At 64.1% G+C, this 12,244-nt stretch carries 5 protein-coding genes; all 5 read left to right on the top strand.

Annotated elements, in window-relative coordinates; all coding sequences use genetic code 11:
• The first annotated feature begins 90 nt into the window (after positions 1-90).
• The 5 genes from ACI2JH_RS05515 to ACI2JH_RS05495 all read left to right on the top strand — a co-directional run bounded on the left by ACI2JH_RS05515 (position 91) and on the right by ACI2JH_RS05495 (position 12,207).
• The gene (locus ACI2JH_RS05515) at positions 91-2,784 is read left to right on the top strand and encodes a phage tail length tape measure family protein (RefSeq protein ID WP_404735639.1); all 2,694 of its coding nucleotides are present in this window, start codon (positions 91-93) and stop codon (positions 2,782-2,784) included.
• Positions 2,784-3,140 carry a hypothetical protein gene (locus tag ACI2JH_RS05510; protein WP_404735638.1) on the top strand — a complete coding sequence of 119 codons (357 nt, stop codon included), beginning with the start codon at positions 2,784-2,786 and terminating at the stop codon, positions 3,138-3,140. The genes ACI2JH_RS05515 and ACI2JH_RS05510 overlap by 1 nt, the downstream gene beginning before the upstream one ends.
• Entirely contained in the window at positions 3,137-3,598 is a 462-nt protein-coding gene (locus ACI2JH_RS05505) for a DUF1833 family protein (protein WP_404735637.1), read from the top strand. The genes ACI2JH_RS05510 and ACI2JH_RS05505 overlap by 4 nt, the downstream gene beginning before the upstream one ends.
• Positions 3,598-3,993 carry a hypothetical protein gene (locus tag ACI2JH_RS05500; protein ID WP_101116689.1) on the top strand — a complete coding sequence of 132 codons (396 nt, stop codon included), beginning with the start codon at positions 3,598-3,600 and terminating at the stop codon, positions 3,991-3,993. The genes ACI2JH_RS05505 and ACI2JH_RS05500 overlap by 1 nt, the downstream gene beginning before the upstream one ends.
• A 525-nt stretch (positions 3,994-4,518) precedes the next feature.
• Positions 4,519-12,207 carry a host specificity factor TipJ family phage tail protein gene (locus ACI2JH_RS05495; protein WP_404735636.1) on the top strand — a complete coding sequence of 2,563 codons (7,689 nt, stop codon included), beginning with the start codon at positions 4,519-4,521 and terminating at the stop codon, positions 12,205-12,207.
• Positions 12,208-12,244: the final 37 nt, after the last annotated feature.

Raw genomic sequence — 12,244 nt, 5'->3', positions numbered from 1 at the left:
GCCAGCAGCGCGCAGGCATGGCGGTCGCCATGCGACTTGCCATGACGCCTGACCAAGCCGCGTGGGCGCAGTATCTGAAGGAGAACCTGCATGGCTGAGCCCACTGCCAATCTGCGTGTGCGCCTCAGTGCGGACATCGACGACATCAAGCAGGGCATGGCGGTCCTGCGCCGGGAGCTGCGGCAGACGCAGAGCGAAGCGGCGCGCCCACTGCCGAAGAACAACGGCATCGCCGAACTGGGCGTCAGCGCTGGCCAGACGCAACAGGCACTGCGCCAGCTTCCTGCCCAATTCACAGACGTCTTCACCAGCCTGCAGGGTGGGATGCCTTGGTTCACGGTCCTGGTGCAGCAGGGTGGCCAGATCAAGGACAGCTTCGGCGGCGTTGAGCCGGCGCTGAAGGGCGTGTCCTCGGCGGTGCTGGGCATGGTCACTCCCGTCACCGCCGCCGCCGCCGCCGTTGGCGTGCTGGTCTACGCGTGGTACGACGCCGAGAAGCAGCAGGAAGCCTACGTGCGGGCGCTGGTGCTGTCCCGTAACGAGGGCGAGGCAACCACGCTGAGCCTGATCAACCTGGCCAAGCGCACCACAGATGCGATGCAGGTCACTGCCGGCGCAGGTGCCGAAGTGGCTCAGGCGATCGGCGCCAACGGGCAGGTCGCCGCCCAGAACATGCAGGCCGTGGCCAACGCGGCCATTGCAATGAAGGAGCTGACCGGCCAGGCCGTCGATGAGACGGTGGCCACCTACGGGAAGCTGGCCGACGCGCCGGTCAAGAACGCCCAGAAGCTCAATGAGCAGGTCAACTTCATGACCGTCGCGCTCTACGAGCAGATCAGGGCGCTGCAGGAGCAAGGGCGGAACCAAGATGCAGCGACAGTAATCACCCGAGCGGCGGCCAGCGAGACCGTGATGGCCCTAGCTAAGGTTCGTTCCAGTCAGAATCCGGTAATCCGTGGTTTCAAGGAGCTGTTTGCCGAAGCCACGAAGGCTTGGGGCGCTATGCAGGCCAGCGCCGGCTTCGGTGCGCCAGCAGCTCAGATGCAGCAAATGCTGGCGGACAACCAGCGTGATTTGGCGCGCCTCAACCAAGCCGTGGCGCAAGGCGGGGTGGCTCAGCCGATTATTGAAGCTATGAGGCGCGACATTGTGCGGCGGTCGGCTGAAATCAAGGAGATTTCGCTTGATTTGATTAAGGAGCGGAAGGATGCCCAGATCAAGGCTGCACAGGCGGCATCAGCGGAGACCGTGGCGGAGATGGACACGATCATCGACTCCGAGGCATCCAAGGAAGAAAAAAAGCGGCGAGATGTAGCCCGTATCTCGGGGCAAGCCGATGCTGCAATCCGGAAGGCGCGGGCCGCAGGCCTGGTAGACGAAGTTGCAAAGATCGAGGACCGCAAGGCAAAGGCGCTCGCCGCGATCGACAAGAAGTATGAAGAAAAGCCCAAGAGCGGAAACGCGGCAGGCGCTTTGCGGTCTGCCGGCCTGCAGGGCTATCGCGATGATCTTCTGGAAGAGCAGGCCGCGATCACGGCCGGCACCCAATTGTTGCGCGCGCAGTACTCGGCAAGGGAGATCACGGCGACGGAGTACTACCGCCGCATGCGTGACCTCGCGCAGGCCAGCACGGACGCCGAAGCGCGCTCGCTCGAGGGACAGATCGCATTCCTGAAGCAGCAGACCGTTGCTGGCAAGGATGGCATCAACGTCAGCCGCCAGCTGGGCGATCTCGAAGCACGCCTGGTCAAGGTTCGCACCGAGGGTGCGAGCAAGCTCCAGGTGCTGGCGACCGAGGAGACGGCGACCGCGCGCACGCGCACGAACGTCATCGCGGCATACGCCAATGCTCTCGATGCGAGCAATGAGGCGCTGGAGCGCCAAATGCGTGCTGTGGCAGGGCGTGTCGGAATGGGGGAGCGCGAATACGAGATCCAGCAACGCATCAACGATGCCTACGGCGACCAGGCGGACAAGCTGCGCGAGCTTCAGCTGCAGCTGAACGCATCCCAGATCGATCAGGAGACGTTCGAAGCTGAGCGTGCGGTGCTGCTCGCAAAGACCACCGATCGCCTGCAGATCGTGCGTGAAGGGTACGCCCAGCTGGCGGTTGCCGAGGGCAGCTGGCTCAACGGTGCGCGCGCTGCATGGGCGGACTACCAGCAGCAAGCATCCAATGCTGCCGAGCAGCTTGGTGCTGTGGCCGCGAACGTGTTCAGCGGGATGGAGGATGCCTGGACGAAGTTCACGACCGGCGGAAAGGTCAGTTTCTCGGATCTCACGCGCTCGGTAATCGCCGACCTGTCCCGCATTGCCTTCCGCCAGGCGGCGATGGGCATCTTCAACACGGCGCTGGGCAGCACCATCGGCCCGGTGGTGCGCGAGAAGATCAGTTTCGATACCGGCGGCTACACGGGGCCGGGCGGTATCCATGAACCCGCAGGCATCGTGCACAAGGGAGAGGTGGTCTGGTCGCAGGCCGATGTCGCCCGCGCCGGCGGCGTTGGGGTCGTTGAAGCAATGCGCCGTGGGCTGATGGGCTACGCGTCGGGCGGTGCGGTCGGCGGCGGGAGCCCTTCCGTAGCAGGACTCGGCGCAGTCAACGTCATCGTCAAGAACGCACCGGCGGGCACCACGGCAACCGCCACGCGTGGGCCGGGCGGTGTCGATGTCGAGGTACTGCTTGGCCAGCTCGATGATGCGCTCGGCGGGCGCATTGCCAGTGGCACCGGATCCACCTACGGGGCCTTGCGAGGTCGGTTTGGCTTGGAGGACACGCTCTGATGGCGCAGCTTCCCAGCACTGCCCTGGTGATGTTCAGCAACCTCCAGAACGGCTTCGATCCGTCTGTCCAGCGTGATGAGATGGAGCGCGGCCCGGCCAAGGAAAGGGTCCTCAACAGCAGGGTCGCCATGACACAGGCCCTCTCGCTCTACTTCGAGACCCTGACCGCCGCGGACGAATTCGAGGCTTGGTACTTCGATGTGATCGGCCGGATTGGGTGGTTCACCATGCGCCACCCGTATCGCGGGACCAACATCACCGTTCGCTTCATCAAGGGCGATATCGGCCAGCTGGTCCCTGACCAGCACGGCCTGGGCGACTACCGGCGCGACACCGTCGTGGAGTACATGCGATGACCACATTCACCGAGCGGCGCCAGCGCGTCACGGACCCGGTAGGCACCTTGGCCCTGCTGGAAGTCTCGGCACCTTCGTTTGCCGAAACCCTGCGCATCTGCAACGACCAGCGGGACTGGGTAAGCCAAGGCCTGACCTTCGTTGGGGCTCAATTCGGCTTCAAGCTGCCCGATGACATCAACGGCCAGGCCCCGCGCGCGCAGCTGGTGATCAGCAACGTTGGCCGGGCTATCACCGAAGACCTGGAGCGGTTGGCACCTGGTGAGCTGGTCACGGCGCGCCTGATGATCACCGACCGGGCAGACGTGAACGTCATCGAGCAGGATCACTTCCTGCCGATGATGACCGTATCGGTGACCCCGCAGGCTGCCACCTCCGCTTGCGGGGTGGACTTCTTCACACGGCAGCAGGCCGTTCGGTTGCGCTTCAACGCGCACATCGCCCCGGGCATCTACTGATGCGGCCGTCAGATGTCGAGCCGTTCACGCTCATCCCCTACGACCCTGATTCAGCCGATTGCGCGGACCTGGTGGTGAGGGTCCAGCGCGAACTCTTCGGTCGGCACGTCGAGATGCCCAGCCGCCGGCCGCGCGGCGCGCGCGGGGAGGCCGAGCTGGGGGCGCTCTCCCGGCCCTATGCACGATTACGGGAGGGACCGCCGCAGGACGGCGATCTGGTCCTGATGTTCGACCACGGACAACGAAACCCCGGCCACGCCGGGGTTTTCTTCTTTCTGGCCCATGAGGGCTGGGTACTCCACAGCAACGAACGCCACGGGTGCAGCGTCCTGCACCGCGCGCGCGATCTGCAGGGCTTTGGCCTGCGCATTGAAGGCATCTACGAATGGGTCTGATATGCCAATGCCGCCACCCGAGGAACTAGTGTCTCTGCCGTTGCGAGCAGTGTTACACAAAGCATCTCCAAGTGAAAACTTTGGCAGGGTAGTCAAGCGTCAAGCACCCATTTCGCAACAAGCCGCGCCCCAAAATTACAGAGTAGGCGGGGTGCACGTGAGCATCATCTTGACGAGCGATGTCTGCCTTTATTGGGATCTGAAAACCTTCATTAGAAGCGATTATCAAAATCGCGTTGTGCACGTTCGTTACGTTGGATCCGGTCGCTCCTTGGTGTTTAACCGAGCGAGTTACAGGGGCTCCAACAGTCTCAAGAACCCGCCTCGAGGCCACGCAGCAATCCGCGCCCGTGTCGACTAGCGCCCGGGACCTGATCACAAGGTCAGCGTTAAACGGGGAGCGTACCAAGACATCCATAACTGGAATGCAATCCGACTCTGCCGCTGCATCCGGGCTGGTTGGGTTTCCGTTTCGGTCGACAAACCTTATCGGGATCACCCTCAGTGACTTCATCCGCATGCACCTTGGCTGAGAAATCAGATATTAGCTCGACAGGCCGGCTCATCGTCACCCCCCACCCCGTGTTGGTAGATGGCCAGCGCAACCAGCCGGCGGACCTGCGCCCGGACGAATCCCTCTGCGCCTTCCTGCATCGTCACGTGACCGACCTCGATGACCAGGACTGGGTGGTGCTGATCGGCGGCCGCGCCGTCCCGCGTGACATGTGGCCTTTCGTGTACCCCAAGCATGGGCAGGTGATCGAGGCCCGTGGGGCGGTAGGCCGCTCTGCCGTCGCGCTGGTGGCTACGTTGGCGCTGACCTACTTCACCTTCGGCTTCGGCACGGCCACCGCCGGGTGGTGGGGTGCCGGTGCATTATCGGGGGCGTGGGGTGCTGCCGCTGCTACGGGCGTCTACATGGCCGGATCGGTGCTCATCAATCGCGTGCTGCAGCCCAAGCAGCCTAAGCAGAGTGCTCCCGGTCAGTCGACGTACTCGATCGCGGCCGGCCGCAACCGTGCACGCCACGACCAGCCGGTGGGGCTGCTGATCGGGTCGATGCGGATAGCGCCCGATTTGATCAGCAACTACTACACCCACTACGAGGGTGACGATCAGTTCCTGTCGTTCGTGCTCACGCCCGGGCTGAACGTGGACAGCGTGGAACAGCTCCACAACGGCGATGCGCTGTTGTCATCGTTCGACGGCGTGCGCGTGTGGCATAACGGGTTCCCGGGCATGCCCAGCGTGGAAATCCCGCTGTACACCAACCCCGATGTGACCGACGGCGGGACCTTGCTGGACACCAGCAACGACCCCAAGCACCAGCCGAGCGCGTGGGTGCAGCGCACCAGCTCCGCCGGCACCATCCGTCTGATGGTGGGCGTGGAGTTCCAGATCTGGGACCGGTCCACCAAGGGAAAGGACAAGCAGAACAGCGACCAGATCCAGGTCCAGTACCGCGCTGCCGGCACGGCCAACTGGCAGGTGTTCGGCAATTACAACGTCCGCGGCACCAACAACAAGAGCCAGCGTGCCAGCTATGCGATCGACGTGCCCGAGGGGCAGTACGACGTGCGCGTGCGCGTGGCCGGCAACAACACCGATGGCAGCGGCGCCGAAGCCTCGTTCGTCTGGACCACGCTGACCAGCGTTCAGCGCGACACGGCGAGCTACGCCGGCATTCCGCGCATTGGCATCCGCATGCAGGCCAACGGGCAGCTCAACGGCGCTCCGGACGAGATCCGCTGCATCGCCCATTCCATGCCGATTCCCGTCTGGACCGGCACGGAGTGGGTGACCCAGCGCACCAGCAATGCGGGGGCATGGATCCTCGCCTATGCCCGTGGCATCTACGCGCCAGATCCCATCGCACCAGGTGGGCGCGCGCTGGTTGCCGGCATGGGTCTGCCCGAACGGCAGATCGACCTCGAGGGCCTCAAGGCCTTCATGCTTCACTGCGCCGCCAACAATTTCACCTACAACAACTGGATCACGGATGTCCGCAGTCACCAGCAGGTGCTAGATGTGCTGGCGCTGGCCGGGTTCGGGCAGATCAGCTGGCCGCGCGGGCGGCTGTCCGTAGGCTGGGCCGCCGATGAGCAGCCGCTGTCCGGCGTGGTCAACATGGCGACCATCAAGAAGGGGCAGTTTCAGGTTGACTACACCCTGACCAACGGCGCCGACGGCATCGAGTACACCTACCTGGACAGCGCAACCTGGCAGTCCAAGACGCTGCGCGTGCCTGCCCCGGGCGTCACCACCATGCTCAACCCGGCCCAGGTGAGCGGGGAGGGCGTCACCACCGAGGCGCACGCCGTGATGCTGGCGCGCTGGCACTTGGCGCAGAGCCTGTACCAGTACAAGGCGATCAGCTACAGCACCGATATCGAACACCTGTCCTACAGCCGTATGTCGATGCTGGCGCTGCAGCACGACATGACGCAGTGGGGCTTCGGTGGGCGGGTCAAGGGCGCCTCGATCGCAGGCGGCAAGGTGACACTGCAGCTTGACGAGCCCGTGCCGGCGCCGGCGCAGGGCAACGCCTTTGTTGGCCTGCGCGTCCCGGGCGAGCGCGTGTACCGCGTGCTGCGTGTGCAGCCCTTTGCGGGCACCAGCGACGCTCTTGTGCTGGCCGATGCCTGGCCTGCCGATGCGGCCCTCCCCGGCAACAGCGAGGCCAACCCCGCGTGGGACACGCTGTGGATCTACGACTTCAAGCAGACCCCGGGCCTGCGCGTGCGCGTGACCAGCATCCGCCCCGAGAGCGACCTCAAGGGCGCCGCGGTCGAAGTGGTGGCCGAGAGCCCGCAGTTCTGGCAGTACGTGAAGACCGGCGAGTACGTGCGGGATCCGAACGAATCCCTGCTGCAGACCCGGCCGGTGGCCAGCGACCTGAAGATCACCGAGCGCCAGGTGGTGCAGGGTGATACCGAGTACACCGAGCTGCAGGCCAGCTTCGCCATCACCGGCCCGGTGGGCGACACCGTGGTGCTTTCCGACCTAGACGGCAACGCGGCGCTCGAGGAAGTGGCCAGGACCGTGACCCGCACCGCAACGTGGCGGATTCCGGGCGCTGGCACCTACCCGGTCACCGTGCGTCCCTACAGCCCGGATGGCAATGCGGGTGTGGCTGCCTCGGTCATCTACACGACCCGGGGCGCCGACGCGCCGCCGGTGCTGGTGGACCTGTTCGACGTCGAGCAGCTGAGCGGCGGTGTGCGGCGCTACACCTGGGGTTTCTTCAGCGACACCATCCAGTCGGCCAACTTTGCCGGCGTGGAGATCCGCTACATCGCCGGCAGGCACGCGGCACCGGCGTGGGATGCAATGACCCCGCTGGGCGACGACGGCTACCACGCGTCTGCCTTCGAGGCTGTCCTGCCGCCGGCGGGCGAGTGGACCTTCGCCTGCCGGTCGCGCAACACCGCTGGCACCTTGTCCACCGGCATGCAGGTGCTGGCCAAGACCCTCCCGGCGAACCTGGGCGAGGTCATCGGCGGTATCGAAGACTCGCTCGAGGAGCAGATCCAGAAGCAGGTCGAGCAGCAGCAGCAGATCGACCGCGATCGCGCTGACAGCATTGCGCGTGACGCCGCTGAGGCTGCTGAGCGGGCGGCTGCCTTCGCGCAAGCGCAGGTCAACCTGGTCAACGAATCGGCCCTACGCCTGGCCGACGTGCAGAGCGTCCGGGACCGTGTGGTCGCCGTGGCCGAGGACGTGGCCGAAGAAGAGGCCGCCCGGATCCAGGCGATGCTTAATGCAAAGCTGGAATGGAAGGCCGATATCGCGGTGGAGACCACCGCGCGCCAGACCGATGTCGAGTCGCTGGCGCGGCAGGTGTCGTCGGTCGCCGCCGGCAGCGGCACGCAGTTCGACAGCAAGCAGGTGTGGTACTTCGACACCACCGTGGAGGGCTGGACCGGCAACGGCACGCCGACCATCGTGGACGGCTGGCTGCGGCCGGCAAACCAGGCCAGCAATCCGTACATCACCTCGCCGGCGGCGCTGGCGGTGGATGGCGCGGCGTACCGCTTCATCAAGTTGCGCCTGCAGCGCGTTGGCACGCCGACTTGGCGCGGCCTGGTCCAGTGGATCACCAACGCGGACACCACCTGGAACACCGCCAAGTCGGTGACCATCCCGGCGCCGAACTTCGACGCCAACGGCATGGCCACCTTCGACGTGGACAACGTGCCGTGGAATGGAGCCTCGCCCGTCAGGCAGATCCGGCTGTCGCTGGCCAGCAACCAGACGGCGACCGCCTACCTGCTGTTCGATTACATCGCAATCGGCCGCCCGACGCCCGGCGCCAGCGTTGCGCTGGTCCAGCAGGAGACCTTGGCGCGCCAAACCGCTGACGCCACCGAGGCTACCCAGCGCAACACTCTGGCGGTGCAGTTGCGCGGCGAGTATGCGGGCAATGACGCCGCGGCCGCGCAGGGCATGATCGGGCAGGTCAATTCCGCCCGGATCGAAGGAGACCGCGTAATCGCTGAGCGCACTGGCCTGATCGAGGCACGCCTGCCCGCCGGCGGTGGAGCCTTGGCGAGCCAAGCGTCGGTGACGGAGGTAGATCAGGCGAGCATCGCGCGAGACGACGCCAACGCCCAGTCGATTACCAACGTGCAGTCCAGCCTGCAGAACGTCGGCGGCGCCAACCTGCTGCCCAACAGCGGTTTCGAAGACTTTACCGCTGCAAATGTCCCGCGCTACTGGGGCCGACAAACCAACGGTGGAACCACCGGGGGAGCGCAAGCCCTTGTCCCTTCGGATCGCGTCGGTTCAAAGCTGGCGTTCCGCATCGAGTACACCGACGTGCCCAACACCAGATACATGGAGGTCATCCAGTACGCCAGCAGCGGCGGCGCAAAGGTGGAGGGTGGAAAGACCTACGTGATGAGCGTCGATGTCAAGACGCTCGCTGGCGCGGGGATCGTGCTGCAGGTAGCCTTCACAGGCGGTGGGGCTACTGTCTACCGTTCGGTTAACGCGGGCCTTGCGCCGAATGGCGAATACAATCGCTACGTTGGCGTCTTTGCATGCCCAGCAGGTTACACGCTGGGCGTGCCATACCTGCGCGTGTCTGCAACGCCAACCGTCAACGGTCCGATGTGGGCGGAGTTCGACAACGTGCAACTGCAGCTGGGCACGGTAGCGACCGCATGGCAACCCAGCGCGTTTGATCTTGACCAACAGTTCGCAGCGAATGCGGCCGCCACCACCGCTCTAAGTTCGCGCGTCACCGCCGCCGAAGGCAGGATCGACACGCAGGCAACTGCGCTAAGCAACGTGCAGAGCAGCATCACCGACCTTTCGGCTCAGACGGCTGCTAACACGCAGGCTACGTCGTCGCTGAACACCCGTGTGAGCTCAGCCGAAGGGACGATTGCGAGTCAAGGCGCCGCGATCACCAACGTGACAGCCGCGATCAATGCCTCGGCTGCTGCTGGCCCCAACATCCTGGCGGACTCAGGTTTTGAGGGATACGCCGCAGGGGCAAGCGTTAGCACGGCCATCGCACAAGGCACGATGCTAGCCATTGCCGCCGCACCTGGAGCGCGGTCCTATGCCGGGCAGCGCGCAGCGCGTCTGCTCCGTACGGCAGGCGCAAGCGTAAGCAACACCGATGCGTACTTCGGTCCGGTCATACAGAGTAACCAAGGCCGGGTCTACTACGTGGAAGCGTGGGTAAAGAATGACCCCGATGCGACGGCGCCGATGGGCAGTATGTTTCGCCTTGGTGTGTCAGGGCTCAATAGCGCAGGGGCACGCGCTTGGTACGAGGCGTTCTCGCCGCGCAGGTTGGACAGTGTTGCAGGATGGACGAAGGTGTCAGGCTACGCCACTGTTTCGAATCCAACGCTCACCGTCCAGCTATGGGCAACCATCGCCGGCGCGGGTGCCGTGGCGGGCGCTGCACTGCTGATCGACAACGTTCAGTTCCAAGATGTGACGGATGCTTACAACGCGCAGCAGTCTGCCAATGCTACCGCGCAGGCCACTACGGATCTGACGGCACGCGTGGTCACTGCTGAAGGCAAGATCGATACACAGGCGACCGCGCTGACCAAGGTGCAAAGCAGCATTGGGGCAGCTGTCGGCCAAGGCAGCAACATGCTGTTGAACGGAAGCTGGGACTATGGTGCAACCGGTTGGAACTACGGGGCCAACACCGCCTACAACGCGACTGAGGGTCGTGGTGGCGGGGGCTGCTGGAAGGCGGGGTCCTACCCCGACGCGGCCGCTGCTCGCGCCGCTGACGCCAATAGCGGCGCGAGCATCCCCGTAACGCCCGGCCGCAGCTACCGTGTCAGCTGCTGGTACAAGATGGATGCAGCCTTCGATGGCACCATTGCCAACACCAAACTGCGCATTGGCGGCCAAACTGGGAACCTTCTGCGAACGTTGGATTTTGCGAAGACCACGGAATGGAAGTACATGGAAACCGTGTACGCGGTCCCTGAAACCACCAGCATCACCGCCTTCAAGATTCAGGTGATGCGAAATGGCGCGCTGGGGAACGTGTGGGTTGACGATGTGATCATGGAGGATGTGACCGACGCACTCGCAAACGCGCAGGCGGCTTCGTCGTTGAACACGCGCGTGACTGCGGCTGAAGGCACCATCACCAGCCAGGGCACAGCGATCACCAACGTCACGGCTACGGCGAACTCTGCGAAGTCGACGGCGGACACTACCGCGTCAGGTCTGAGCGCAACGCAGGCGACGGTAACGCAACAGGGCAACACCATTGTTGCCCAGGGCAATCAGATCAACTCGGTGCAGGCGGGCTTGGGCGAAAAGGCGAGCGCCTCTGCGCTTATCAGCCTAGACGCGAAGGTAAGCAACTCAGGTGGCGGTGGTAATTTGCTGACGAACGCGACTTTCCCACTCTGGCGGCGCAGCGGCTGGGGTTGGGGTTCAAACGGCAGCGGTTTTACCGAACTGGGTAACCCTACCGGTAATGCGGATTTTATCCCTTACGGCATGATTTCGGCTATCGGCGCAACTAAGGTTGGGGCGCTGCCCACAAGCAGTGGGGACTATCTCGTAACCGAATACAACATCCCGGTCACTTCAGATAACACTTATTGTGTCTCTGCGTACTTCAACACGCATCGTTGTCAAATCCGAATGTGGGCTGAGTGCTTTAACAATTTGAACCAAACCGTTGGATATATAACTACAGACTGGGTGGGTCCATCTGGGCAAGGCAAAGCACTGCTGCGTGAGTACACTCGGCCATTCGGCATCGGCAAGCCACCGGGCGGCACAAGCTATGTGAAGATCCTCGTGCAGGTACGCGGCACGGGCGAGAGCAATCCGTATTTCTGGATGTTCAACCCGATGTTCTCGGAGGTGGTAGCCGGAGCCACTCAGCCACCCACTTGGTCAGCAGGGGGCAAAGAGGACCACGCTGATATCAGCCTGTTCACCGACGTCAATGGCAACATCAGCGGCATCCAGAACAAGAACGACGGCACCACGGGCGAGATCAACATGCTCGCCAATGTGCTCAACGTCCTGAGCCCCGGTGCGGTCGACGGCCTGGAGCTGCGCGACGGCTATCTCCGTGTCTGGCGCGGCAACGTTCAGCGCATCGTAGGCAACGGCTTCGGCCCCGACGGCTTGATGGACTACTTCGGTCCGAACGTAGGCGCCGGCAATGCCAGCAAGGGCATCGCCACGATGTGGATGGACGTCAACGGCAATGCCTACTGGGGCGGCGCATTGGCGGCCGGCGTGCGGCGCAATGCCAATCAGTCCACCAGCATCCAGACCGTGGGCAACAACGTCCAGGTGGGGCCTTTCGACACCAACGGCGGCAACAAGAACGTGGTGGTCAGCTTCCAGCGCAACATCAGCCGGACGAAGTGGGCAGGTGGAAACACCGGGTTCGTCGCCGGTGGCGGCTCCAACTACGCCGTCATTCAGGTGTTCCGCCAAGTCGAAGGGCAGGGCGAAGGCTTGTGGGTCCAATTCACCGTGGGCGGTGACGTCAACATCTTCAACCAGCTCGACGGCAGTGACAGCGCCGAGTCGTACTGGTCGGGGTCGTACACGCTCAACGACCAAAGCGACGGCACCGCTCGCCGTACATACCGGGCAATCGTCGCCGACTACGGCGAGCGAACCGTTACCCACCAGTCGGGCTCCTTCGATACGCAGAACGTCACCCAGAGCCTGTCGCTGGTCTCCATCGAGCAGTAACGCTGCAGGGTCGCCGGCGCATGCGCGGCCCATCCTT

Source organism: Stenotrophomonas sp. NPDC078853 (assembly GCF_044901215.1).
GTDB classification, from domain to species: Bacteria; Pseudomonadota; Gammaproteobacteria; order Xanthomonadales; family Xanthomonadaceae; genus Stenotrophomonas; species Stenotrophomonas lacuserhaii.
Note: the sequence above shows the minus strand (reverse complement) of the source record. Positions and strands in the feature narration are given on the sequence as shown.

Bases quoted from the DNA above. Each gene is read 5' to 3' on its own strand.
- ACI2JH_RS05515 (WP_404735639.1), top strand. From the start codon at position 91: ATGGCTGAGCCCACTGCCAATCTGCGTGTGCGCCTCAGTGCGGACATC.
- ACI2JH_RS05510 (WP_404735638.1), top strand. From the start codon at position 2,784: ATGGCGCAGCTTCCCAGCACTGCCCTGGTGATGTTCAGCAACCTCCAG.
- ACI2JH_RS05505 (WP_404735637.1), top strand. From the start codon at position 3,137: ATGACCACATTCACCGAGCGGCGCCAGCGCGTCACGGACCCGGTAGGC.
- ACI2JH_RS05500 (WP_101116689.1), top strand. From the start codon at position 3,598: ATGCGGCCGTCAGATGTCGAGCCGTTCACGCTCATCCCCTACGACCCT.